The organism is Hyalangium gracile (genome assembly GCF_020103725.1).
GTDB classification, from domain to species: Bacteria; Myxococcota; Myxococcia; order Myxococcales; family Myxococcaceae; genus Hyalangium; species Hyalangium gracile.
This window is the reverse complement of the sequence record NZ_JAHXBG010000019.1, coordinates 34,262-58,577: the sequence shown is the minus strand read 5'-3', so window position 1 is coordinate 58,577 and position 24,316 is coordinate 34,262. Positions and strand designations below refer to the sequence as shown.

The 24,316-nt window shown below is 69.8% G+C and carries 16 protein-coding genes; 8 read left to right on the top strand and 8 right to left on the bottom strand.

Annotated elements, in window-relative coordinates; translation table 11 throughout:
- Window positions 1–53: 53 nt before the first annotated feature.
- The 3 genes from KY572_RS32040 to KY572_RS32030 all read left to right on the top strand — a co-directional run bounded on the left by KY572_RS32040 (window position 54) and on the right by KY572_RS32030 (window position 2,821).
- On the top strand, window positions 54–599 hold the full coding sequence (locus KY572_RS32040; RefSeq protein WP_224247447.1) for a hypothetical protein: 546 nt from the start codon (window positions 54–56) through the stop codon (window positions 597–599).
- A 155-nt stretch (window positions 600–754) separates the two neighbouring features.
- Window positions 755–1,597, top strand: a complete 843-nt coding sequence (locus KY572_RS32035; protein WP_224247446.1) for an AAA family ATPase — start codon at window positions 755–757, stop codon at window positions 1,595–1,597.
- A gap of 18 nt (window positions 1,598–1,615) precedes the next feature.
- A complete protein-coding gene (locus KY572_RS32030; protein ID WP_224247445.1) occupies window positions 1,616–2,821 on the top strand; it encodes a vWA domain-containing protein in 1,206 nt (401 codons plus the stop codon).
- Window positions 2,822–2,941: 120 nt separating this feature from the next.
- On the opposite strand, the gene KY572_RS32025 is transcribed toward KY572_RS32030, so the two are convergent.
- Genes KY572_RS32025 through KY572_RS32015 form a run of 3 tightly spaced genes read right to left on the bottom strand, consistent with a single transcriptional unit; the run spans window position 2,942 to window position 5,128 of the window.
- On the bottom strand, window positions 2,942–3,328 hold the full coding sequence (locus tag KY572_RS32025; RefSeq protein ID WP_224247444.1) for a response regulator: 387 nt from the start codon (window positions 3,326–3,328) through the stop codon (window positions 2,942–2,944).
- Between the two features lie 2 nt (window positions 3,329–3,330).
- Window positions 3,331–4,902: a sensor histidine kinase gene (locus KY572_RS32020; RefSeq protein ID WP_224247443.1), complete on the bottom strand. Its 1,572-nt coding sequence runs from the start codon at window positions 4,900–4,902 to the stop codon at window positions 3,331–3,333.
- Window positions 4,903–4,921: 19 nt separating this feature from the next.
- Complete coding sequence (locus KY572_RS32015; protein ID WP_224247442.1) at window positions 4,922–5,128, bottom strand: helix-turn-helix domain-containing protein; 207 nt, start codon at window positions 5,126–5,128, stop codon at window positions 4,922–4,924.
- A 146-nt stretch (window positions 5,129–5,274) separates the two neighbouring features.
- Here KY572_RS32015 and KY572_RS32010 point away from each other — a divergent pair, with 146 nt between their 5' ends.
- Both KY572_RS32010 and KY572_RS32005 read left to right on the top strand, forming a co-directional pair.
- Window positions 5,275–7,089, top strand: a complete 1,815-nt coding sequence (locus KY572_RS32010) for an amidase (RefSeq protein WP_224247441.1) — start codon at window positions 5,275–5,277, stop codon at window positions 7,087–7,089.
- 103 nt (window positions 7,090–7,192) lie between these two features.
- Window positions 7,193–7,627, top strand: a complete 435-nt coding sequence (locus KY572_RS32005; RefSeq protein ID WP_224247440.1) for an organic hydroperoxide resistance protein — start codon at window positions 7,193–7,195, stop codon at window positions 7,625–7,627.
- A 40-nt stretch (window positions 7,628–7,667) separates the two neighbouring features.
- Here KY572_RS32005 and KY572_RS32000 read toward each other — a convergent pair whose 3' ends face one another.
- From KY572_RS32000 to KY572_RS31990, 3 genes are read right to left on the bottom strand one after another with little or no spacing between them, the layout of a single operon-like run.
- Window positions 7,668–8,018, bottom strand: coding sequence for a DUF4286 family protein (locus tag KY572_RS32000; protein WP_224247439.1), 351 nt, complete (start codon window positions 8,016–8,018; stop codon window positions 7,668–7,670).
- Window positions 8,019–8,020: 2 nt separating this feature from the next.
- The gene (locus KY572_RS31995; RefSeq protein ID WP_224247438.1) at window positions 8,021–9,244 is read right to left on the bottom strand and encodes a DUF6068 family protein; all 1,224 of its coding nucleotides are present in this window, start codon (window positions 9,242–9,244) and stop codon (window positions 8,021–8,023) included.
- A gap of 2 nt (window positions 9,245–9,246) precedes the next feature.
- Window positions 9,247–9,972 (bottom strand): hypothetical protein, encoded by a 726-nt coding sequence (locus KY572_RS31990; protein ID WP_224247437.1) that lies wholly within the window; start codon window positions 9,970–9,972, stop codon window positions 9,247–9,249.
- Window positions 9,973–10,039: 67 nt separating this feature from the next.
- On the opposite strand from KY572_RS31990, the gene KY572_RS31985 reads away from it, so the two are divergent.
- From KY572_RS31985 to KY572_RS31975, 3 genes are read left to right on the top strand one after another with little or no spacing between them, the layout of a single operon-like run.
- A complete protein-coding gene (locus tag KY572_RS31985; protein WP_224247436.1) occupies window positions 10,040–12,043 on the top strand; it encodes a DUF4139 domain-containing protein in 2,004 nt (667 codons plus the stop codon).
- A gap of 18 nt (window positions 12,044–12,061) precedes the next feature.
- Window positions 12,062–13,426 carry an AHH domain-containing protein gene (locus KY572_RS31980; protein ID WP_224247435.1) on the top strand — a complete coding sequence of 455 codons (1,365 nt, stop codon included), beginning with the start codon at window positions 12,062–12,064 and terminating at the stop codon, window positions 13,424–13,426.
- A 9-nt stretch (window positions 13,427–13,435) separates the two neighbouring features.
- A complete protein-coding gene (locus tag KY572_RS31975; protein ID WP_224247434.1) occupies window positions 13,436–13,999 on the top strand; it encodes an imm11 family protein in 564 nt (187 codons plus the stop codon).
- Between the two features lie 63 nt (window positions 14,000–14,062).
- Here the strand turns inward: KY572_RS31975 and KY572_RS31970 are convergent, their stop codons facing one another.
- A complete protein-coding gene (locus KY572_RS31970) occupies window positions 14,063–14,452 on the bottom strand; it encodes a hypothetical protein (RefSeq protein WP_224247433.1) in 390 nt (129 codons plus the stop codon).
- Window positions 14,449–24,261, bottom strand: a complete 9,813-nt coding sequence (locus KY572_RS31965; protein ID WP_224247432.1) for a PKD domain-containing protein — start codon at window positions 24,259–24,261, stop codon at window positions 14,449–14,451. The genes KY572_RS31970 and KY572_RS31965 overlap by 4 nt, the downstream gene beginning before the upstream one ends.
- Window positions 24,262–24,316 lie beyond the last annotated feature (55 nt).

Sequence of the window (24,316 nt, the reverse complement as noted above, 5' to 3'; positions counted from 1 at the left end):
GGGAGCGCCAGCCACGCGCTCTTTTCAGAAAGAGTAGAACACAGATGCGTTCCATGAAGTGGGCAGTCGCCGTCGCAGTCGCCACCAGCAGCCTCCTGGGCTGCGGTAACAGCCAGCCTTCCATCTACCGTGTCGCCGTCACTCCGCAGGTCGCTCCGAACACCTGCTATCGCGTGGCGCCGACCACCCCGAACCCCGACACGACGACCAACATCGTCGACGAGAAGCAGTGGGTCATCTGGAAGGGCATCGAGGAGGATGTGTACCTGGAGCCCGGCACCATCAACTACGACATGGGTGAGGCTCGCAACGTCACCATCTCCGGGGATGCCATCCGGGGCAGCAAGAACGATGACGGCGAGTACGTCTTCACCAGCCAGCGCACGCTGATCCTCAGCACCGCCGAGACCCACACCACGGTGGCCACCTACACCATCGAGGAGCTGGGCAAGACGCTCAAGGGCACCCTGTCCCTGAGCTCCGCCTGCGCCGGCGCCGACTGCGGCGGCTCGCCCACCTGCAACACGACGCTGAGCTTCTCCGGCCGCAAGCTCGATGGCGACCGCGAGTTCCTGTACGGCACCGACAGCGACGGGTAACCACCCCCGCGGTCGAGCAGCACCCCAGGGCGCTGGTGGCATGGCGAGCCGAGGCTCGCGAGCCCCAGCGCCCGTCGTCTTCCGGCCGGAGGCTTCCCAGGCGAGCAGTCCAGGCGCGCCGCGAGGCCGAGAATGTTAAAGGAGGGGGTAAGACCATGACGCCCACCTCCTCCCGCTTCCGTGGAACCGAGAAGTACCTCTCCAGTGAGGGCCTCCAGGCCGCCGTGAACTGCGCGCTGACGCTCCAGCGCCCCCTGCTCGTCAAGGGCGAGCCCGGCACCGGGAAGACGCTGCTGGCCGAGGCCATCGCCGAGGCCCTGGGCACGCGCCTCATCCCCTGGCACGTCAAGAGCACCACCCGCGCCCAGGACGGCCTCTACGTCTACGACACCGTGCAGCGCCTCTATGACTCGCGCTTCGGCGACGGAGACGTGAAGGACATCCGTCGCTACATCCGCCTGGGGCCGCTGGGCGAGGCCTTCTCCTCCCGCGAGCGCGTGGTGCTGCTCATCGACGAGGTGGACAAGGCCGACGTCGAGTTTCCCAATGACCTGCTCCACGAGCTGGACCGGATGCGCTTCCGCATCCTCGAGACGAACGAGGAGGTGGTGGCCACGCAGCGCCCCGTCGTCGTCATCACCAGCAACAACGAGAAGGAGCTGCCCGACGCCTTCCTGCGCCGGTGCGTCTTCCACTTCATCGACTTCCCGGACACCGACCTGATGCGCCGCATCGTCGGCGTGCACCACCCCGGCCTGGACGAGGCCCTCACCGAGCAGGCGCTGAAGATCTTCTACGAGCTGCGCGGCTTCACCCGGCTGCGCAAGCGCCCCTCCACCAGCGAGCTCATCGACTGGATCGCCGTGCTCAAGGCCAGTGGCATCCAGAGCCTCAAGGTGGAGGAGAACCTGCCCTTCCTCGGCGCGCTGCTGAAGAAGGAGCAGGACCTCATGGCCGTGGCGGAGGCGTTCGGCAAGGGCCGCCGGACGCGGGCCTGAGCCAGGAGAGCACGCGCCATGTTCCTGCCCTTCCTCTACGAGCTGCGGCGGCGCGGGGTGCCGGTGGGCACGCAGGAGGCGCTGGCGCTGGCGGGCGCCCTGCACGCCGGCCTGCACGACAGCAGCCTGGACGGCTTCTACCACGTGGCGCGCGCCCTGCTCGTGCACTCCGAGACGCACCTGGACGCCTTCGACCAGGCCTTCCTCGCCCACTTCAAGGGCGTGGAGTCCGCCGGCCTCCAGCTCACCCAGGAGCTGATGGACTGGCTGCGTGACGCGCGCGAGCGCAGGGACCTCACCCCCGAGGAGCAGGCGCTGCTCGACTCGCTGGACGAGGAGGCCCTGGAGCGCCTCTTCCAGGAGCGGCTGCGCGAGCAGCGCGAGCGCCATGACGGCGGCAACCGGTGGATCGGCACCGGCGGCACCTCACCGTTCGGCAACGGTGGCGCCGGGCAGCAGGGCTTCCGCGTGGGCGGCACCGGCGGCCGGCAGGGCACCGCCATCCTCCAGGCCGGCGAGCGCAAGTACCAGGGCTACCGGGACGACGTGGTGCTGGACACCCGCCAGCTCGAGGTGGCGCTGCGCAAGCTGCGCGCCTTCGCCCGCGAGGGCGCCGCCGACGAGCTGGACATCGACGAGAGCATCAACGCCACCGCGCGCAACGCCGGCGAGCTGGAGGTGGTGGTGCGGCCCCCGCGCCGCCCCAACACGCGCGTGGTGCTGCTCATGGACGTGGGCGGCTCCATGGATCCGTACGCCGCTCTCGTCAGCCGCCTCTTCAGCGTCGCCAGCCGCGCCACGCACTTCAAGGAGCTGCGCACCTACTACTTCCACAACTGCGTCTACGGCCGGCTCTACGCCACGCCGCAGCTCACCGGCGGCACCACCGTGCCGGAGCTCATCGGTCAGGTGGGCAAGCACCACAAGCTCGTCATCGTCGGCGACGCGTACATGGCGCCTTATGAGCTGGGCATCCGCGCGGACGCCCACGGGCACTACTCGCCGGAGGGGCTGGAGGGGCTCGTCTGGCTGATGCAGCTGGCCCAGCACTTCGAGCGCAGCGCCTGGCTCAACCCCGAGGCGCCCCGCATCTGGCCGGGCAGCACCATCGCCACCATCGGCCGCATCTTCCCCATGTTCCACCTCACCGTGGAGGGGCTCGGGGAGGCCGTCTCCCACCTCACCAAGGGCCGCACCGCCAAGGGCACCACCGTCCGGCGCTGAGGGCCCGCATATAAGGATGCGGGAGGCCCTCCCCCCTCGGGGACGGGCTCAGGTAGGCTTTTGTCCTACCTGAGTTTTCCACAAGTTGCCCCATGTAGGTGTAACAACTTCCACACGGCCTCAGGCGCTCGGGGCGACGGGCGGGCAGTAGCGCCGCGCGACGTCGATGAGCTGCTCGGGCTTGAAGGGCTTCCTGAGGACCTCCGCGACGTGCATGCCCTGGACGAGCTGGGTCGCGTCCCGGAAGGCGGAGACCACCACCACGGGGATGTGGGCCAGCTCCGGGTGGCGCAGCTGCTCCTGGCGGAACTCCTTGCCGTCCATGCGGGGCAGCATGAGGTCCAGCATGATGAGGCAGGGCGGTGGGCCGGGCTCGCGCAGCCTGTCCAGCGCCTCGAGCCCGTTCTCGGCGCCGACCGGCTCGTAGCCGTGCTCCTCGAGGATCTCCATGACGCTCTCACGGATCTCGAGATCGTCTTCGACGACCAGGACGCGGTGGGAAGACATATTCAGTGCAGCTCTCCAGGCTTGGCTGGCTCCTCCCGGGCCGTGGCCCCAGGAACGAGCGGCAGCCGGATGGTGAAACAGGCGCCCCCCCCAGGCAGGTTGCGCACGGTGACCATTCCATCGTGCGCCTTGACGATCTCTCGGACGACGTAGAGCCCCAGCCCCAGTCCGCCGTAGTGCCGCATCTCCACGGCGCGCTCGAAGCGCTCGAAGATGCGCGGCAGGGCCTCCTCGGGAATCCCGGGCCCCCTGTCCCTCACCTCGAGCACGGCCGTCTCGGCCTCGCGGACGAGCGACACCTCGATGGGCGCGCGGGCCGCGTACTTGATGGCGTTGGACAGCAGGTTGGTCAGCACCTGCTCGAGCCGGAGGCGATCCCCCGTGCCCGGCACCGAGCCGTCGGCGATGACGGTGAGCTCGCAGCCCGCTCGCGTGGCGGACTCCCTCAGGCGCTCGGTGGCTTCGTGCACCACCTCGGAGAGATCCAGGGGCTGGGGGTTCATCTCGAAGCGCCCGGTGCTGATGCGCGAGACATCCAGCAGCGACTCGACGAGATCCACCAGGCGCTCGCTGCTGCGGGTGGCGCGGTCGAGCTTGGTCTGCACCTTCTGCTCCGCGGAGACGAGCAGCTCGCGCAGGCTGTGGAGCTGGAGCTGGAGCGCGGTGAGCGGCGTGCGCAGCTCATGGGACGCGATGGACAGGAACTCGTCGCGCAGGCGCAGCGCCTCCTGCGTCTGCGCCAGCCGCAGCCGCTCTTCCTCCATCTTCTTGCGCTCGGTCAGGTCTCTCGTCACCTTGGTGAAGCCGACGTGCTGGCCCGAGGTGTCGCGCAGCGGGGTGAGGATGACGCTGGCCCAGAAGCGCGAGCCGTCCTTGCGCATCCGCCAGCCCTCCTCCTCGTAGCGGCCCTCGCGCAGCGCCAGCTCCAGCTCGCGCGCGCCCTTGCCGGACGCGACGTCCTCCGGAATGAAGAAGCGGGTGAGGGACTGACCGAGGATCTCCTCCGCGCGGTAGCCCTTGATGCGCTCGGCGCCGGCGTTCCACGTCACGACGTGGCCGGTCGGGTCCAGCATGAAGATGGCGTAGTCCTGCACGCCCTCCACCAGGCGCCGGAAGCGCTCCTCGCTCTGGCGGAGCCGCTCCTGGGTGGCGCGGTGCTGGGTCAAATCCCGGGTGACCTTCGAGTAGCCCAGCAGCTGGCCGGACGCATCGCGCACCGCCGAGAGCACCACGTCCGCCCAGAAGCGCGTGCCATCCTTGCGCACGCGCCAGCCCACGTCCTCCACATGTCCGGCCTCCGCGGCGGCCCGCAGCAGCCGCTGGGGCCGGCCCGCGACCAGATCCTCCGGGGTGTAGAAGCGGGTGATGGACTGGCCGAGGATCTCCTCCGCGCGATAGCCCTTGATAGCCTCGGCGCCGGGGTTCCAGGTGGCCACGTGGCCCCGCGCGTCGAGCATGAAGATGGCGTAGTCGCGAACGCTCTCGATGATCAGCCGCGCCTGCTCCTCCTGGGTCCAGGAGTGCACCGAGGGCGCTGGCCGCGGCGAGGCAGGGGCGGGCTTTTCTTCGGTCATCGGGGCTCCGAGCGAGGCTCTACGCATGTACTCCGCCCGAGGCCTTCTCGGCTGCGCGGAGACGGGCGAGCTCCTCCACATCACCCCGACGGAAGAGGTGATAGCCGTTGGCGGCGCGCAGGGCGCGCAGGCGGCCCTTGTGCGCCAGGATGCGGACCATGTCTCGGGAGAGGCCCAGGATGCGTGCCGCGTCACTCGCGGTGAGCAACTGTTCGGGATCTTCCATCGCAATCAATCTTGGGTCGCCAACTGCCGAATTCAAGTCCACCCTGCATTGAGCCATAGAGGATTTCTTGGATCGTGCCACCTGGTGGACGGTGACGTGCGTAGACGTGGCAGACTCGCGCGCGTCCGCTTCCAGGAAGGAGCCTCATGGGCCGCTCTCGCAGGGAGTTCTTGTCGGGTACCGCGGTGGGAGTCGCGGGGATGCTCACCACGGGAGTTTCCGTGGAGGCGGCAACTTTCGATGGTGGGGCTCCCACGACGGCACCGGCGGGTTCACCGCCCGCGTTTGGCACTGCACCCCCCGTGGGCCAGGCGGTGAGCGTGAGCACCTTCGCCGAGGCGGAGAAGCTCATGCAGGTTCAGTACACACCGGCCGAGCGGGCCCAGGCCGTGAGCAACTGGAACCGCTCCATGGCGCCCATCCACGAGCGCCGCACCGGGCCACGGAAGGTGGCGCTGGAGCCGACGCTTCCCCCCGCGTCGAGGTGGGACCCCGTGCTCCCCGGGCAGGCGGTGGGCCCGGCGCGCGACCGCTTCGTGCGGAGCAAGGCGGCGGCCGGTCCGCTCCCGAGCCGGGACGAGGACATCGCGTTCGCCCCCGTCACGGCGCTCTCGCGGTGGATCGAGTCTCGCGCCCTGTCCTCCGAGCGGCTCACGAACATCTACCTGGAGCGGCTGCGGCGCTTCGATCCGAAGCTGAAGTGCGTCATCACGCTGACGCCGGAGCTGGCGCTGGCTCAGGCCCGTCGCGCGGACGCGGAGCTGGCCGCGGGCCGGTATCGCGGTCCGCTGCACGGCATCCCCTGGGGCGCGAAGGATCTGGTCGACACCGCGGGCATCCCCACGACGTACGGGGCCGAGCCGTTCCGAAACCGCGTCCCGAGCACGGACGCGTTCGTCGTGGACCGGCTGCACCGCGCGGGGGCGGTGCTGGTGGCCAAGCTGAGCCTGGGCGCGCTGGCGCTCAATGACGTCTGGTTCGGCGGGGAGACGAAGAACCCGTGGCTGCTGGAGGAGGGCTCGTCAGGCAGCAGCGCCGGTTCGGGCGCCGCGACGGCCGCGGCCTGTGTCGGCTTCTCGCTGGGCAGCGAGACGGGGGGCAGCATCATCTCTCCGTCCATGCGCTGCGGCGTCACCGGGCTGCGGCCCACCTACGGCCGCGTGGCGCGCACGGGGGCGATGACGCTGAGCTGGACGCTGGACAAGCTGGGGCCGATGACGCGCGGCGTGGAGGACGCGCTGCTGGTGCTGGCGGCCATCTCCGGGGCCGACGCGGGAGATGTGTCGAGCGTGCCGAGCAAGCTCGACTTCGACGCCACCGCCGGGGTGAAGGGGCTGCGCGTGGGCTACCTGCCGGCGTGGATGGAGAAGAGCCCGGCGAACGAGGTGGATCGCGCCGCGCTCGAGACGCTGAAGCGGCTGGGGCTGACGCCCGTGGAGACGAGCCTGCCCGACTGGCCCTACGTGAGCCTCTACGCCATCCTCTTCGCCGAGGCGGCGGCGTCCTTCGAGGAGCTGATGCTGAGCCGGCAGATGGACACGCTGGCCATGCAGGTGCCCGACGCGTGGCCGAACCTGCTGCGCCAGGCGCGCTTCCTGTCAGCGGTGGAGCTGGTGCAGGCGGACCGGATGCGGCGCCGGGTGATGCAGGAGATGGCGCGGGTGATGGGCGAGGTGGACGTGCTGCTGGTGCCGTCGCTGAGCGACGATGCGCTCACCATCACGAACTTCACGGGCCACCCGTCGCTGACGCTGCGCACGGGCTTCGTGGAGGTGGAGCGGGCTCGGAGCGACTGGGTGCCGGATCCGGCGCGTCCGCCGCCGACGTTCTCTCCCAGGCGCCGCGTGCCTCACGGGGTGACGCTCATCGGGCGGCTCTTCGAGGAGGGCACCCTGGGGCGGGTGGGCATGGCCCTGGAGCGCGCCAGCGGCGTCGCGGGGGAGCGGCCTCCGGGGTTCTGAGCGACGCTTGCGCACGGATTCCGTTGCAACCGGTGGGGATGCTCACTACTTCGGGGGCGCCTGTGCCGTCGGCACACCACCCGAAGTGAACGAGGAAATCCCCATGGCTCCTGTCACCATCTCTCCGCTGTACACCGCCACCGCCACCGCCCAGGGAGGCCGCAACGGCCGCGTCCGCTCTTCGGACGGCGTAGTGGACATGCCGCTGGCGATGCCCAAGGAGCTGGGCGGCGCCGGAGGCGCGGTGACCAACCCCGAGCAGCTCTTCGCCGCGGGCTACTCCGCGTGCTTCGAGAGCGCGCTGCGGCTGGTGGCCGGCAAGGCGGGCAAGAACGTGAAGGACGCGAGCATCACCGCGGCCGTCACCATCGGCAAGACGCCGGACGGGGGCTTCGGGCTGGCGGTGGAGCTGAAGGGCAAGCTGCCGGGCCTGTCCAAGGAGGAGGCCCAGCAGCTCATGCACACCGCCCACGAGGTGTGCCCCTACTCGAAGGCCACGCGCGGCAACATCGACGTGAAGCTCTCCGTCGAGGGCTGAGCGGTGCCGTGGGGCCTCTCCGCTCGGGAGAGGCCCGCGGTCACTCGATGGACTCGGGCTCCAGGTCCACCTCGAAGCGCGCCGCCTCGGTGTACACCTGACGCCGGTGGCGGGTGACGTAGCCGAACTTCGACTCCGACTCGGCGCGGAGGCGCTTGGCCGCGTCGCTGGCGATGTAGCGCTCCACCGCCTCGAGGCTCGTCAGCTCGTAGTGGCACACGTAGCGCGGCCAGCCGTCCTCGGCGTTGGTGGTGTCACGCCACTTGCGGCACGCGAGGAAGCCCGGCTGGCGCATGAGGTCGGGGATGTGGACCTTCTCGTGCCACTCGTTCCACGCGGCCTCGGAGCTGGGGGACACCTCGATGGTGACGATGTAGAGGGCGGGTGTCATGGTCAGGGGTACTCGCTTCCGGCGATGACGCCCCAGTCGACCAGCACCGCGGCGGCCTCCGGATCACCCGAGGCATCGGCGAGAGGACGGAAGCGGGCCTCGAGCGGCAGCCCGACGAGGGCCTCGTCCCACGGGTTCTCGGCGTACACCACGTAGCTTCCCTTGCCCGCGCCGCCGTGCCCCTGCGTCACATCGAAGGTGAGGGCGGGGATCTTCATGCGCTTGTCGGCGAAGACGTGAGGCGCGCGCGAGGTGGGCTCGCCCTTGGGCAGGTGGGGGGAGAGGCTCTCCGCGATGAGCGTGAGCAGCGCCTCCTCGAGCGGCACGACCTCGGTCTCCGCGATGCCCTCACAGGCCATGCGGGCCATGTGGGGCGTGCCCTTCACGGTGCTCTGGCCGCGCAGGATGAAGCCGAGCTCGGCGGAGAAGCAGATGCGCTCCCGCGTGTCGCTCCGCAGGTCCGTGCGGATGTCGTACCAGGCGCCCGGGCCCAGCGGGTGCCTCATCAACGGAGGCGTGCCCTTGCCGCCGCCCTCCGGGCCGCGCCGGGCCTCCACGAGCGTGAGCTGCTGGCCGCCGCGCGCGCCGAAGCCGGAGAGCGTGGTGCTGGCGCTCAGCAGCCCGTGGGTGATGTAGAGCGGCCCGGGCTTCACGGCATAGAGGCGCTCCTCCAGCGGGCCATCCGCGGGCCGGTTGTCCTGGATGTAGCGGACGGCCTCCCAGTTCTGGCCCGCGGCCGAGAGCTGCTCGACGCTCGAGGTGCCCTCATGGGGCAGCATGCGGGGCTTGCGCAGCGGGGCGAACGTCTTGATGGGCAGGATCAGCTCCTTCGACAGCCGAGGGCTCGCCAGGGGCTTTCCGGCCTCGTCGGTGAAGGTGAGCTTCAGGACGGCGTAGGGCCCCTGATCCACCGCCATGACTTCCAGCGTGAGCCGGCCGGCCACGGCGCCCGTCTCGCCGACGCCCCGGCTCGGAGCGCGGTTGGCGGAGAAGGCGTACACCAGCCGGTCTCCCACGCGAACGTCATCCCACGAGTGGATGGGAGTGCCATTGGGCTCCGAGGGCTGCTCGGGCTGCTGCACGGAGCCGGTCCCGGAGGCGGGAGGCTGCTCGGGAGGAGGCACGGGGTCTCCAGCGGGGGGCTGTTGCGACGTGGTGGCGCAGCTCGCCAGGAGCGCGAGCGCCAGGGAGCCAACGAGAGAGAAGACTTTCTTCCGCGAGTGCATCTTCAATTCTCCTGACACGGGTTGAAGTGGGACATGAAGGCGCGCACCGCCTCCGGGTCCGCCGGAGTGCCCTTCACGTCGAGTTGCTCGATGGGCGTCTCCGGCGAGGGGTCGGGTGTGATCCAGAGGCCCATGCGGAGCAGGGACTCGCCGGGGCACTCGATGAGGGTGATGGCGTTGAGGCCGGGCCCCTGGCTCTGGCCGTTGTCGCTCTCCAACTCTCCGCGCTGGGAGAGGTAGAGCACCCGGCGGCCCTCGAGGGGGATGGCGCCGCGGCCGATGATCTCGCTGGTGCGGATGTCGATGTTGTTGCGGGCGAGCACGGAGGCGTCATCCGAGCGGCCCTCGAGGTACGCGCGCAGCTCCTCGGTGTCGTTCATCGAGGCGGCCTTGACGAACAGGTAGATGAAGACGCGCTCGGGCTTCGCGTCGGCCTGGGCGGGCGCGTCGGGCGTGCGGGTGCTGAGGATGGCCGTGTCGATGACGGCGGGCACGCTGAGCGCCATGACGGCGTGGTAGCCCTCGGGCAGGGTGGGGGCGCCCAGGGTCTTCTTCACCTTCTCCGTGCGCGTGACGGGGTTGGTCATCTCCTCCTGGAAGCCCTTGAACATCTTGGCGCCGACCAGGACGGCGGCCACCACGCCGCCCACGCCCAGCAGCAGCAGGATGCCGCAGCCGATGCCGACATAGACCCACGGCGAGGTCTTCTTCTTCTCCACGGGTTGCATGCTGTCTCCCCTCCGGGGGACTTGATACACCGAGCCCCGCCGAAAACCTCGATCTTTGGAGGAAGCCATGTCCGCCGTCCTGCCCATCCGCCGTGTCGTCCTCTACAAGCACGGGGTTGGCTACTTCGAGCGCAAGGGGAAGGTGACGGGCAGCGAGGCGCTGAGCCTGGACTTCAAGGCTCGCGACATGAACGACGTGCTCAAGTCGATGACGGTGCTGGACTTGTCCGGGGGCTCGGTGTCGGCGGTGAGCTACGACTCGACGAAGCCGCTGGAGCAGCTGCTGCAGGAGGCCACCATCCGCATCCCCGAGTCCGGCAGCCTCACGGCGCTCCTGGGGCAGATCAAGGGCGCGCGGGTGCGGGTGCGCGTGGGCGGCAAGGAGAGCGTGGAGGGCGTCATCGTCGGGCTGGAGTCGCTGCCGGTGGTGGAGGGCGAGGCGTCCGTGGTGCGGCCCTTCCTGTCGCTGCTGGTGGGCGCGTCGCTGCGCACCTTCGACGTGCTGGAGCTCGCCGAGCTGGAGTTCCTGGACGAGGCGGTGCGCAAGGACCTGGAGTTCTACCTGGCCACGGTGCTGTCCTCGTACAAGAAGGACAGCAAGCGGATGTCCATCCTCACCGCGGGCGAGGGCGAGCGGGAGCTCTTCGTCAGCTACGTGCTGGAGGCGCCGGTGTGGAAGACGAGCTACCGCATCCTCCTGGAGGAGCAGAGGCCGCCGCTGTTGCAGGGCTGGGCGCTGGTGGACAACACGGGGGACGAGGACTGGGTGGACGTGGACCTGGCGCTGATCGCCGGGCTGCCGGTGTCCTTCGTGCACGACTTGTACAACCCCCGGTACATGCGGCGCCCCATCGTCGAGGTGAAGACGGAGGCGGCCGCCGCTCCCGTCATCCCCGAGGAGTCCTTCGGGGAGTCCCGGAAGGAGCTGGAGTACGACGAGGAGGAGGGAGCGCCCTCGACGGGAGGGGCCGCGCCGGCCTACGCCGCCTTGCCGAAGAGGCATGGCGTGACGGGCGCCGGGCGGCTGAGGGGAGGGGGCGGGATGCACGAGCTGGCGGAGAAGAGCGTGGCGGTGAAGACGCTGACGAAGGAGGTGGGGGACCTGTTCGAGTACCGGGTGGATCACCCGGTGACGGTGCACCGCAACCAGAGCGCGCTGGTGCCCATCCTCCAGCGGCCGTTCGAGGGCCGGCGGGTGCTGCTCTACAACCGGGCCACGCGCGAGAAGAACCCGATGGCGTGCATCGAGCTGAAGAACACCACGGGGCTGACGCTGGAGGGCGGGCCGGTGACGGTGATGGAGGCGGACACGTACGTGGGCGAGGCGATGCTCGACACGATGAAGCCGGACGACACGCGCTTCGTGCCGTACGCGGTGGAGCTGAGCTGCACGGTGTCGGTGGAGGAGGCGACGGAGAACGGGCCGGTGTTCAAGTCCGTGCTGAGCCGCGGGGTGCTGGTGGTGCAGCACTACTTCCTGGTGCGCACGAAGTACGTGGTGCGCAACAAGGGGAAGCGGCCGGCGACGCTCTTCCTGGAGCACCCGCGCTCGGAGCGGGAGCTGCGGGAGACGCCGGAGCCGGCGGAGACGACGGAAGGCTTCCTGCGCTTCAAGCTGGAGCTGGCGGCGGGGGAGAGCCGGGAGTTCCCGGTGACGGAGCGCACGCGCTCGGTGGTGCAGTACTCCTTCGGCAACATCCAGACGGAGGAGGTCTTCTTCTTCCTGAAGCAGCGCTACATCGACGAGCGCATTGGAGACGCGCTGAAGGAGGTCATCGCCCTGAAGGAGCGGGTGGGGGCGCTGGGGTACGAGGAGCAGCGGCTGACGGAGGAGCGGGCGCAGCTCTTCAAGGACCAGGAGCGCATCCGGTCGAACATCGAGTCGTTGAAGAGCGGGGCCTCGCAGCGGGAGCTGGCCGAGCGCTTCGTGTCGAAGCTGAGCGAGCAGGAGAACCGGCTGGATGCCATCAGCCTGGAGCTGGAGCAGCTGGCCAAGGAGCGCAAGACGGTCAGCGATGAAGTCACTCGCCGCATCCAGTCGCTCACCTACACGTTGGAGCTGGAGGGCTGAGGCAAGAAGGGGTGACGCATGCTGCCGTGGAGCGTTCTCTGGAAGGCCGAAGCGCTGTTCCTCGTGTTGCTCGTGGGGTGCGCCAGCGTCCCTCGGGTCCCACTCGTGGAGGGCACCCGTCAGGGCAAAGCCATCGTCCATGTTCCCCGCACGGCTGACCTGCAACCAGTGGAGCTGGAGGAAGAGGAGTTCCAGCAGGCCGTCAGGCGCCTTGCGCATGAGGTGCGGCTGACAGGCTCGCCACGCCAGACAGCGGAGAAGGCGTTTCAGATGGACCCGCAGTCCGGCGACTATCTCTGGCTGGGCAGCGAGCAGAAGCTGGTGCCGGCAGGGCCCGGCGAGCCCTGGGAAGGCACGCTGACGAAAGAGGAACTGGCGCTGGCGGAACGCTACCGGTTGTGGTGCCGGAGCGCCTACAACTTCTACGGAGACTGTCTTGGGGGCGCGCTGGTGGGTGGGCGCTACCTGGACATGCATGGCCGCTACGTCTGGGCGCTGGCCATGAGCAAGAGCCCCGTGCTGGACGAGATGAAACAGGCACTCGGAGAGATGGTGGAATTCCGAGCGCTCATCAGCGCGGCCCTGTGGACGTTGGGTTCCATGCTGCTGATCATGCTCCTCAATCCCGCGGCGCCGGGGTTGGTGGCGGTGCTGGGCGTCGGGATGCTGCTGTATGTGGGCTACGACACGCTCCGCCGTCTCGTGGCGGGCTGGGCCGAGTTGACGGAGACGGTAAAGGCCGCCACCACCTTCGAGGAGATCCGCGAGGCAGGCGAGCGCTTCGGTAGGATTCTCGGGCGAGAGGCCGCGCGCGCGTTCGCCATGCTGCTGGTGGCGGCCATTGGCTCGACGGCGCAACTGTTCGCGGCGAAGGTACCGACGCTGCCCGGCTCGGCGCAGGTGGCCATGCAGGCCGAGGGGCAAGCAGGTATCTCTCTGCCCGCACTGGGGGCGGTGGAGGAGATCGCGCTGACGAAGGAGGGGGTGAGCGTGACGGTGGCCGCCACCGCGATGATGATGGGGGCCAGTGGCAATGGCGGCACGGGCCCTTGCATAGAGACGCACCACATCGCCACCGTCTGCAACGACAAGTCCACAGCGCGCGGGGGCCCGTGGACGCCGCGATTCCGCCGCATCTTCGCCAAGGCGGGAATGTCGATGGATGATCCGGCGAACAAGATGCCTCTCCCCGGCCATTACGGACCGCACCCCGAGCGGTATCACCAGATCATCTTGGATGAACTTGCCGATGCAACAGTGACATGTCGCAGCGTCGCGCTGTGCCGTGAGGCGTTGACGGCCCGACTCCGGAAACTGGCCAGGCAGATCGCCACGCCGGGAACAGAACTCAACCAACTCGTCACCCGATCCAAGCCGCGATAAACGGAGTCCATGAGCAAGCGTTTCTTCAGACTCGCTGACGATCTGAAGGTCCTGCACCGTTGGGACCTCGACACGCCGACAGACAGTCAGGGTCGACAGGTGGATGACGGGCAGTTCAGGCTCGGAACGCCCGTCCACATCACGGACCGCTTGAGAATTTCCGTCGAGATCGCGGGCACGCCGCTGGACTTCACAGAGGCGGGAATCATGATCCCGGTGGTCCATGTCCGGGTCGCGTCCATGTTCGCGGAGTTGGCCCCGGACGAGGTGCAACTGATCCCCGTGGACGTGGTGGGCCAACCGGATCAGTACCTCATCCTCGTAGCCACACGCCTCATCCGCTGTATCGACGAGAAGGCGTCCCGGATCGAACTCTGGACGCACGAGGACGGAGTGCCTCACAAGGTCGGGCAGTATGCCTCCGTGCGTGACATGCGCATCGACAAGGCCAAGGTGGGAAGCGCACAGGTGTTCCGATGCGAGGGGTGGACGGGCCCGCTGATCGTCTCAGGGGAGATCAAGGACGCCTTGGAGGGCATGGGAGCCACAGGCACAAGGTTCGAGGAGGTCTAGTCCGGCCCGGAGGGGCGGTGCCTCCTATATGTTGGAGCTGGGGGCTGAGCGGCAGCGCCCGCCTCAGGTCTTCATGATCCGCAGCGTCACGGCGGCCTCCTGCTGCCGTGTGATGGACACCACCGCCGCGGCATCGCCCACCGTCTCCTCGCCCTTGAAGGCGGTCACCTCCACGCGGATCAGCTCGCCCGTCTCGGGGCCGGGCTCCAGCCCCAGCGTCAGCGGGAAGCGATTGTCTCCGGTGAGGGCGTACTCCTTCTCGAGCAGGACCGCCGTGCCCTCCACGTTCGTCACCCGCACCGCCACCCGGTCCACATCGTCCGGGATGCGCAGTGTCCCTTCGGGGCCCTCGGCCTCGATGGTGAGGAACACCGCGCCTTTGCCGCACGCTCCCAGCAGCAGCAGCAGTCCCAAGGCCAGTCCTATCTGGCTCCTCCGCGCGGCGCGTCTCACTTGAGTGGCTCCATTCCGAGCGTCCCGGGCCGTACCTCGGCGCTCCGGTTGAGCAGCACCGGCGTGGCCACGGCCGCCGCGGCGGCTCCCACTCCCACGGCCGTCCAGAACACCCAGTTCTTGTACAGCGGCTGAGAGGTCGCCACCTCCACCGTCTCCATCGTCAGCTCCAGCGGCGTCTCCTCCGAGCCCACCGAGGCCAGCAGAGCGCCACTCGCGTCACGCGCCCGGACGAAGTACTCGATGGTCCGCTTGCCCGCCGGGCCCGGGAAGGCGTTGGGCACGTTGCCGGAGAAGGCGCCATGCTCGCCCCGCGCCATCGACAATTGCGAGTAGCCGCTCTTTCCCCGAGGCCGGTAGTGCAGCGTCATCGCCGTGACGCGGTCCTCGCCCACCACCACCGCCACGTCCACCGTCGTCGTCTCGCCCAGCATGCTGGGCTTGGGCGGGGCGTGCTGGAGCTTCACCGCCAGGCGCGCGCGGTACGTCTTCTGCGCGTTCGCGAAGTACGAGCGGATCTTCGGCGAGGCTCCACCCGTCAGCGCGTAGTCCGGCTTCAGCTCCAGGATGTGCAGGAAGGCCTCCTCCGCCTTGACCGCGTCGTCGAAGGCGGAGTGGGTCAGCGCCATCAGCTGGTAGATCTCGATCCGCTGGGCCTCCGTCACTCCCTTCACCGCGAGCGCGAACTCCAGCTTGGGGATGATGCCCTCGAACTGGAAGCCCAGGTAGAGCTGGCGCGCCTCCTCCAGGTACGGGTTGGGCGGCCCCTCGGTCGGGGGCGTCGTCGTCTCCTGGGCGGGAGGCGCGGCGGCGGCCTCGGGCGTCACCGCGGCCTCCGGCGTCACCGTGGGAGGCTCCTCCATCGGTTGCGAGGGCTCGGGGCCCACTTCCTCGACAGGGGGCACTGGCACTTCGACGGGAGCATCCAGCGCGGGCTTCTTCTTCTTTCCCTTCTTGCCAGCGGCGGATTTGCCCGGGACGAGCTTGCCTGATGCTGGCTTGCCGGTGGGTGACTTCCCAGTGGTCGACTTAGCGGTGGGGACCTTCTTCTTCCGAGGCTTGGTTGCCGTCGTCGCGACCTCGGCTCCTGCTCGCATGGGAGCCCAGGCCACGCCCAGCGCGAGAAGCACCGCCAGGCCTCGCGCGGCAAACATGCGTGCGCCTCGGGTGAGCACGGCTCCGCGCCGCGCTCCTCGGACGAGCAGGAGCAGCAGCGCCGCCAGCGGCAGGGGAGCACCACCGCCGGCTCCACAGCCCAGGCCTCCCTTGGAGTCAGAGCGGACCAGCACCGTCACGTAGGACGGCGCGCTGGTCAGGTCTCCATCCGAGACGCGCAGCCGCGCCGTGTATGCGCCCGCCACCGTGGGCGTGAAGGACGGCGTCGCGGTGGCCGCGTTCTCCAGCGCGGGCTCGCTGCCGGTGGGGAAGCCCGACACCGTCCACTCGTACGTGAGCCTGTCGAGCGGATCCAGATCGTGGCTCGCGGCCCCGTTCAGCTGCACCTTCTCTCCCAACGCGACCTCCAGATAGTTCTCCGTGACGGCCACCGGAGCCTTGTTGTCCGCGCCGTGGGTGCTCACGACCACGTCCACCTCGTCGCTCGCGCTGGGCGTCTCTCCATCCCAGACGGTGAGGCGGAAGCGGTAGCGGCCCTGCCCGGGCGGCTTGAACGTCGGGTGCTCGCCGGGGCTCGCCAGCACCACCGGGCTGCCCCAGACCTGCTCCCAGACGTACCGCAGCGTGTTCCCGTCCGGATCCGAGGACGCCGAGCCATCCAGCGCCACCACTCCTCCGATGGTCACCTGCTGATCCGGTCCGGCGCTGGCCACCGGCGGACGGTTGCCCTCGTTCGTCACCTGCACGAGCACGCTGGAGGGCGCGGAGCGGCTCTTGCCGTCCGACACGATGAGCCCGAACCGGACGAAGCCCGTTCGCGTCGGCGTGAAGGTGGGGCGGGACGCGTGCGCGTCATCGAGCTCCACACGGGGGCCGGAGAGCTGGGCCCACTCGTACGTGAGCACGTCGCCGTCCGGGTCCGTGCTGCGCGTGCCATCGAGCTGGACGTTCGTGCCGACCACCACGGAGCGATCCGAGCCGGCTCGGGAGATGGGGCGGCGGTTCACCGCCGGATCGTCGATCTCGAAGGAGACGGTGTCCTCGGGGCTGGTGACCTTCCCGTCGCTCACGGTCAGGCCCATGACCACGGTGCCTGCCCCCGTGGCCCGGAACGTCGGCGTGGCCGAGTTGGCCGGCACCGGAGCGTCCGAGGGCCCCGAGATGCGCCGCCAGGTGTACGTCAGCGCATCGCCGTCCACGTCATAGCTGCCACGGCCCTCGAGGCTCACGGGCTTGCCCAGCTCGCCGACGCCGTCCGCTCCGGCATGGGCGACGGGCGCGTGGGCGGTGACCGCGGGGCTGATGGCGATCACCTCCGTGAAGGTCGGCATACTGTCCGTCTCGCCGTCGTTGACCACCAGGGCGATGCCGTAGCGCCCGTCGGACGTGGGCGTGAGCCGAGCCGTCGGCTGGTCCGAGTCCGCCAGCGTGGAGGTGGTCTCGCCCAGCTCCACCGTCCAGCGCCAGGTGAGCGTGTCTCCGTTCGGATCGTCGCTGCCGGAGCCATCCAGCGTCAGCTCCGTGCCCGCCTCCACCACGTGCCGCGTCGGCACCGAGGCCCATGGTGGCAGGTTGCGAATGGTCACCGTGGTCCGCACCGGATCGCTCGGAGTGCTGTCGGAGACGGCGACGAGCTCGAAGGTGTACGCGCCAGCGCGAGTGCCCAGGAACCAGGCCGTGGCCTTGTCCGCGTCACGCAGCTCCACCGGTGGGCCGTCCACCTGGGTCCACTGGAAGCCCGGAGTGCGGCCCAGCGGATCCGTCGCGGTGCCGACGAGCGACACCCGCCCAGGAGGCAGGGTGCGGTCCGCGGGCGGCGTGGCGGTGGGCTTCGGATCCGGGATGTCGATGAGCACCTCGTCGGTGGACGAGCCCTCGCCATCGCCCACGGTGAGCGTGAGGGTGTGCGCGCCGACGGGCAGGTCGACGGTGACGCGACCGCCCCGGCTGAGGACCGTGTTCCCCTCGGACCAGGTGTAGTCGAGCACGTCTCCGTCCACGTCCTGAGAGCCCGTGCCGTCCAGCGTCACCCGCACCACGCGGGACGTGGGAGGGATGGTCTGGTCCGGGCCGGCGTTGGCCACCGGTGGAGAGTTCTCGATGAAGACGGGGCTCGACACCTCGGCGGTGCCGTAGTCGGTGCCGTCCTTGGGGCGCACGCGGTAGTACCAGACCTCGCGCTTGCGGGTGGCCGAGGCCGGAACCACGGGCTGATCCAGCAGCGAGGGCTGCTCGAGGCCATTGCGGTACCAGCGGATCTCCGAGCCGGACTGCCGGTCTCCATCCGCGTCCGCATACGTGAAGCTGGCCGAGAGCGCGTCATCCGTGCGCGGCTGCGCCGGGCTGACGGTGGCGCTGGCCGCGGACGGCGGCGTGTTGCCGATCACCACCGGCGAGGAGGTCTGCTTCGCTCCAAAGAAGACGCCGTCCTTGGGGCGCACGCTGAAGCTCCAGGACTCTCCCTTGCGCGCTGTGCCGGGCGGCACCGTCTGGCTGCCGTTCAGGGTCGCCACGGGCTTCCCATCGCGGGACCACTCCAGCTCGCTGCCGGACTCCGGCTCGCCGTCCGGATCGCTATAGAGGTAGTTGGCGCGCAGCACGTCCTGCGTGGTGGGCGCGAACGGGGTGATCTGCAGGGCGGTGGCCACCGGCGCGGAGCTGCCCACGATGACCGAGGTGGAGGTCACCAGCGTGCCGAAGGCCACTCCGTCCTTGGGCTTCACCGTGAAGTACCACGTCTCTCCGGCCTTGGCGGTGCCAGCCGGGACGGTGGGCTGGTTGAAGAGGGAGGCCACCTCCGTGTCGTTGCGGTACCAGCGCAGCTCGGTGCCCTGCTGGGCGTCATCGTCCGCGTCCGAGTACGTGTAGCTGGCCACCAGCGGATCCGTCGCCTTGGGAGACAGCGGCGAGAGGTTCACGTTGGTCGCTCGGGGCGGCGTGTTGAGGATGAGCACGGGCGCGCTGGTGGCCAGCTGGCCGAAGTCCGTGCCGTCCTTCGCCTTCACCGTGACGTACCAGCTCTCCCCCTTGGTGGTGGCGCTGGCCGGCAGGGTCTTCAGCCCGAAGTGCCCGGGCACCTCCACGCCGTTGCGGAACCAGCGGACCTCGGTGCCGGACTCGACGTCTCCGTCGGCGTCGAGGTACGTGTACGTGGCCACCAGGTTGTCCTCCGTCCCCGGCTGGGCCGGCTGGATGGAGAGGCTGCTCGCCAGCGGCGCGCTGTTGGCGATGGAGACCTCGGCCGAGGACTGCGGCGTGCCGAAGACCGAGCCGTCCCGGGGAGTGACGGTGAAGTACCAGCGCTCGCCCTTGGCGGTGACGCCCGCGGGCACCGAGCTGGCTCCGAAGAGCGCCGTCTGCTCCACGCCGTTCTTGAACCAGCGCAGCTCGCTGCCGGCCTGCGCGTCCGTGTCCGCGTCCGCGTAGACATACGAGGCCGTCAGCGCGTCGCCCGCGTTGGGCGTGGCGGGGCTGATGGTCAGGTTGGTCACCACGGGCGGCGAGTTCTGGATGACCAGCGAGTTGGAGTTGACCGTGCTGCCGCTCGCCGTGCCATCCGAGGGCGTGACGCTGAACCGCCAGCTCTGCCCCTTGGCCAGCTTGGAGGGCGGCACCGTGGGCGAGTTGCGCAGCGAGCTGTCCTCCACGTTGTTCTTGAGCCACCTCAGGACGGAGCCGGACTGTGGATCCCCATCCGGATCCGTGTACCGGTACGTGGAGGTCAGCGTGTCCGTGACGCGCGCATTGGCCGGGCCGACGACGGCCTGGCTGGCTCCAGGCGCGCTGTTGCCGATCGTCACCGTGGTGGAGCTGACCAGGGTGCCGAAGTCCGCGCCGTCCCTCGGACGGACGCTATAGGACCAGTTCTGCCCCTTGGCCGCGGTGCCCGCCGTCAATGTGCGCATGCCCGCCAGCGCCGTCTGCTCCACGCCGTTCTTGAACCAGCGGATCTCGCTGCCGTTCTCCGCGTCGTTGTCCGCGTCGGAGTAGGTGTAGCTGACGCTGAGGGCGTCGGTGACTTTGGGCGAGGCGGGGGTGATGGTGGGCGAAGCCACGGACGGGGCGGTGTTGGCCACCGTCACCGTGGGCGCGGTCTGGAGCACGCCGCACACGGGCGTGTTGTCGCAGGGCCGGACGGTGAAGTACCAGACGTCGCCCTTGGTGGTGGCGCTGGCCGGCACCGTCTTGAGGTTGGCATAGGCCGTCTGCTCCATGCTGTTCTTGAACCAGCGGATCTGGCTGCCGGTCTCTGGCTGGTTGTCCGGGTCCGAGTACGTGTAGCTCGCCACCAGGTCGTCCGCGGTGCGCGGCGGGCCCGGCGTCACCCGGACGTTGGTCACCGTGGGGGCGGAGCTGCCCACCACCACCGTGGTGGACGTCACCACCGTCCCCAGGTCCGCGCCGTCCTTGGGCCGCAGCGTGTAGTACCACTGATCATTGAGCGTGAGCGGCCCGGGCACCGTGCGCAGGTCATTCAGGGACGCCTGGAGCGCGCCGTTGCGGTACCACCGGATCTCCGAGCCCAGCTCCGTGTCGCCGTCCGGGTCCGCGTAGGTGTACGAGACGCTCAGGCTGGAGCTGGAGCTCGGCGAGGCGGGCGTTATCTGCACGCTGCTCGCCGAGGGCGCGGTGTTGGCGATCGTCACCACCGGGGACGTGACGCTGGTACCCAGGCTCGTGCCGTCGCCCGGGCGCACGGTGAAGTACCAGACCTGGCCCTTCGTCGTGGCCGAGGCGGGCACGGTGAGCTGGTTGAGCAGCGCGGCCTGCTCCACGTTGTTCAGGAACCAGCGGATCTCGCTGCCGCTCTCGGTGTCGCTGTCCACGTCCGAGTAGCCGTAGCTGGCCGACAGGGTGTCGTTCGTCCGGGGCGGAGCAGGCGAGATGGTGGGGGTGGCCGCCACCGGCGCCGTGTTGCGGATGGTCACCGGGTTCGACGTCTCCAGCCGTCCGGGCTCCAGTCCGTCGCGAGCGCGGACGGTGAAGTACCACTGCTCCTCCCGCGTCGTCGCCGAGGGAGGCACCGTCAGCGTCCCGAAGAAGGCCGGCTGCTCCGTGCCGTTCTTGTACCAGCGCACCTCGGTGCCGCTCTGCGCGTCTCCGTCCGCGTCCTGGTAGGTGTACGTGCCGACGAGGGTGTCCGTCGTGGTCGGCGACGACGGCGTCAGCGTGAGCGGCGTGGCGGTGGGGCGGTTGTTCGCGAGGTAGACGACGATGCGGTTGTTGGTGGTGTCCGCCGCGTAGAGGTTGCCCACCGCGTCCAGCGCCACGCCGCGCAGGGTGCACAGGGAGGTGGGGCCCAGGCCACCCGCGTTGCACGAGTTCCCGGTGGGCGAGGCCTGGCCGAAGAGGCGGTCCGCGCTCGTGTCGGTGGTCCGCGGCGTGGTGTACTGGACGATGCGGTCCGATTCCCGGTCGGCGACATAGACGTTGCCCGTCTCGTCCACCGCGATGCTCTGGGGGCCGCACAGGCCCGTCTGCCCCGCGGCGCACGTGAAGGCGCTCATCGACGACTGGCCCAGCACGAGGTCCGCGACGGCGTCCGAGGAGCGGGGCGCGTCGTACTCGAGGACGCGGTTGTTGTCGCTGTCGGCCACGTACAGCCGCAGGGTGGACACGGTGGTGTCCAGGGTGAGCTGGCCAGGCCCGCACAGCGAGCTGGCCGAGCGGCCACCCCGGTTGCACGTGGCCGTGATGAAGCTGCCCGCCTGGCCGAACACGGCGTCGGCCGTCGCGTCCGTGGTCCAGGGGTCCACGTAGACCAGGACGCGGTTGTTGTCGTGGTCGGAGACGAAGAGCTCCTGCGCCGGGCTCATCACCGCGCCGTAGGGAGCGCACAGCGTGGCGGCGCTCGGGGCGGAGAGGCCGCGATTGCACGTGCGGGGGGTGAAGTCCGCCTGGCCGAGCACCTTGTCCGCCACGGTGTCGGTGGTGAAGGGCGGGTTGTAGAGCAGCAGGCGGTTGTTGGAGGTGTCCGCCACGTAGACGCGGCCCTGCGCGTCCACGGAGACGGCGGTGGGCAGGCAGAGGCTGGAGGCGGAGATGCCCTGGCTGTTGCAGCCGGAGGTCAGCAGGTCCGGCTGGCCCAGGACCAGGTCCGCGGGCGAGCCCGTCTGGAAGGCCGTCACGTCCGCCCAGGCGAGCACGCGGCTGTTCGAGTAGTCCGCCACGTAGAGCCGATTGGGCGTCACCGACACGTCGATCGCCACGGCGTAGGGGTTGTACAAGCCCGTGCCGTCCACCAGGTTGGCGCCGGTGTAGCGGAAGCCGATCTGCCCGAGCACCGCGTCCGCCACGAGGTCCGTGCTCAGCGGCGTGGTGTAGCGCAGCAGCCGGTGGTTGCCGCCGTCCACCACGTACACGTTGCCGGTGGAGTTCACCGTGAGGCCCCTCGGGCCGCACAGGGTGAGTGCGGAGGCGCCGCCGCTGTTGCAGGTGTTGCCGGTGAAGGCCGTCTGCCCGAAGACGCGGTCCGCCACGGTGTCTCCGCCGGTGGCGAAGGGCGCGTCGTACTCCAGCACGCGGGCGTTGGTGTCGGAGACGTAGAGGTTGCCAGCCGCGTCCGTCGTCACGTCCGCGGGGGTGCACAGGCTCGAGGCGCCCAGCCCGGCGCCGTTGCACACGCCTCGGGCGAAGTCGGTCTGGCCGAAGACGCGGGCGGCGGCCTGGCCGTTGGTGAAGGCCACCGAGCTCCACACCAGCACGCGGCTGTTGGCGGTGTCCGCCACGTAGAGCCGGTTGGGCGAGGAGGAGCGGTCCACGTGGAGGCCCGCCGGCCCGTTGAGGCCCTGGGTGTCGATGGAGTTGCGCGCGGTGTTGGCGAAGTCCGTCTGGCCGAGGACGCGATCGGCGGTGGAGTCGTTGCCGGTGGCGAAGGGCGCGTTGAAGCCCAGCACCCGGTTGCCGGAGGTGTCCGCGACATAGAGGTTGTTGGCGACATCCACCGCCACCGAGGGCGCGGAGGTGACGAGGCACGAGGCCGAGGCGGCGGAGCACGCGGAGGTGCTGGAGGTGAAGCTCGACTTGCCCACCAGCTTGTCGGCCACGGTGTTGGTGGTGAGCGGCGTCTGGTAGCCCAGCACGCGAGAGTTGCCCTCGTCCCCCACCCAGACGTTGCCCGCGCCGTCCACCGCCACCGAGCCCGGGTTGCAGAGCGAGGAGCTGTTGAGGCCGGTGGCGTTGCACGTGGCCACCGTCATGTTCGCCTGGCCGAACACCACGTCCGCCATCGTGTCCCCGGTGGCGGTCGTGTACGCCAGCACGCGCGAGTTGCCGGTGTCGGCCACGAAGACGTTGCCGGCCGCGTCCACCGTCACGCCGCGCGGGCTGCACAGCGTCCACGCGGAGATGCCGCCGGTGTTGCACGTGGTGTCCGTGGGGTTGCCCTGGCCGAACCCGTCATCCGCGATGGTGTCGCCGGAGCGGCCCCCCTCGAAGTAGAGCACCCGGCTGTTGTTGGTGTCCGCCACGAGGAGTCCGCCCGTGGAGTCCAGCGCCACGCCCCAGGGGCTGCACAGCGTGTGGGCCTCGACGCCGCCGTTGTTGCACGTGGAGCCCGTGAAGGAGGGCTGCCCCCACACCTTGTCCGCCAGCTTGTCGCTGGCGAAGGGCGCGTCGAACACGAGCACCCGGTTGTTGTTGGTGTCCGCCACGAAGAGGTTGCCCGCGCCGTCCACCGTCAGGCCGCGCGGGAAGCACAGCGTGCCGGGGCCGATGCCGCCCGTGTTGCACCCGCTGGAGGCCGCGTCCGGCTGGCCGAGGATGCGGTCGGCCGGGGCCCCGTTGGTGAAGGCGGTGGCGCTGCTCCAGCCCAGCACCCGGTGGTTGTCCGTGTCCGCCACATAGATGCGGTTGGGCGTGACGCTGCGGTCGATGGCCAGGCGCGACGGGTTGGACAGGCCGCGCGCGTCCACGATGTTGGGCAGGTTGCCCGCCATGCCCGTCTGTCCCAGCACCGCGTCCGCCGCCACGTCCGTGAGCGGCGCGTCGAAGCGCAGCACCCGGTGGTTGCCCTGGTCCGAGACATACAGGTTGCCCGCGCCATCCAGCGACAGCCCCGCCGGAGTGCAGAGCGTGGTGGCGCTCGGCGTGCTTCCCTGGTTGCAGCTGCCCGTGAGGAAGTTGCCGCTCTGGCCATAGACGCGGTCCGCCACCAGGTCCGTGGTGAAGGGGGCGGTGAAGAACAGGAGGCGGTTGTGGCCCGTGTCCGCGACGTAGAGGTTGCCCGAGGGGTCCACCTCCACGGCCCTGGGGGTGCACAGCGAGGTGGCGTTCACTCCCGTGGCGCCGCAGGCCCCGCGGTAGGGGTCGATCTGCCCGATGACCTTGTCCGCCGGGTCCCCGTTGGCGAAGGCGTTGGCGTCCGCCCAGGCCAGCACGCGGCTGTTGGCGGTGTCCGCCACGTAGACGCGCGGCGGGCTCACGCTGGTGTCCAGGGCGATGCCGTCCGGCGCGTTCAACCCTCGGCCATCGAGCAGGTTGATGGCATTGAAGGTGGGCGTCGTCTGCCCCAGGAAGATGTCTCCCGCGTTGTCGATGGGCACGCGCAGCAGCCCCTGGCGGGCGCTCGTCAGGGCAGGGAGCGAGGGCGCGGTCTGGGTCGACTCGGACTGCTGACAGGCGGCGGCGACCAGCAGGAGCGCTGGCAGCAGCAGGCGCACGCGGGGGGCGATGGCGCGGGGGAGTGGGGCCATGGGGGGACCGTGGGTAGGGCGGATGGGCCCAACCTACCGCAGTCGGGCCCTGGCG

What these genes read in the sequence shown, in the direction of transcription:
- KY572_RS32040 (WP_224247447.1), top strand. Translation starts at nt 54, where the DNA reads ATGAAGTGGGCAGTCGCCGTCGCAGTCGCCACCAGCAGCCTCCTGGGC.
- KY572_RS32035 (WP_224247446.1), top strand. Translation starts at nt 755, where the DNA reads ATGACGCCCACCTCCTCCCGCTTCCGTGGAACCGAGAAGTACCTCTCC.
- KY572_RS32030 (WP_224247445.1), top strand. Translation starts at nt 1,616, where the DNA reads ATGTTCCTGCCCTTCCTCTACGAGCTGCGGCGGCGCGGGGTGCCGGTG.
- KY572_RS32025 (WP_224247444.1), bottom strand. Translation starts at nt 3,328, where the DNA reads ATGTCTTCCCACCGCGTCCTGGTCGTCGAAGACGATCTCGAGATCCGT.
- KY572_RS32020 (WP_224247443.1), bottom strand. Translation starts at nt 4,902, where the DNA reads ATGACCGAAGAAAAGCCCGCCCCTGCCTCGCCGCGGCCAGCGCCCTCG.
- KY572_RS32015 (WP_224247442.1), bottom strand. Translation starts at nt 5,128, where the DNA reads ATGGAAGATCCCGAACAGTTGCTCACCGCGAGTGACGCGGCACGCATC.
- KY572_RS32010 (WP_224247441.1), top strand. Translation starts at nt 5,275, where the DNA reads ATGGGCCGCTCTCGCAGGGAGTTCTTGTCGGGTACCGCGGTGGGAGTC.
- KY572_RS32005 (WP_224247440.1), top strand. Translation starts at nt 7,193, where the DNA reads ATGGCTCCTGTCACCATCTCTCCGCTGTACACCGCCACCGCCACCGCC.
- KY572_RS32000 (WP_224247439.1), bottom strand. Translation starts at nt 8,018, where the DNA reads ATGACACCCGCCCTCTACATCGTCACCATCGAGGTGTCCCCCAGCTCC.
- KY572_RS31995 (WP_224247438.1), bottom strand. Translation starts at nt 9,244, where the DNA reads ATGCACTCGCGGAAGAAAGTCTTCTCTCTCGTTGGCTCCCTGGCGCTC.
- KY572_RS31990 (WP_224247437.1), bottom strand. Translation starts at nt 9,972, where the DNA reads ATGCAACCCGTGGAGAAGAAGAAGACCTCGCCGTGGGTCTATGTCGGC.
- KY572_RS31985 (WP_224247436.1), top strand. Translation starts at nt 10,040, where the DNA reads ATGTCCGCCGTCCTGCCCATCCGCCGTGTCGTCCTCTACAAGCACGGG.
- KY572_RS31980 (WP_224247435.1), top strand. Translation starts at nt 12,062, where the DNA reads ATGCTGCCGTGGAGCGTTCTCTGGAAGGCCGAAGCGCTGTTCCTCGTG.
- KY572_RS31975 (WP_224247434.1), top strand. Translation starts at nt 13,436, where the DNA reads ATGAGCAAGCGTTTCTTCAGACTCGCTGACGATCTGAAGGTCCTGCAC.
- KY572_RS31965 (WP_224247432.1), bottom strand. Translation starts at nt 24,261, where the DNA reads ATGGCCCCACTCCCCCGCGCCATCGCCCCCCGCGTGCGCCTGCTGCTG.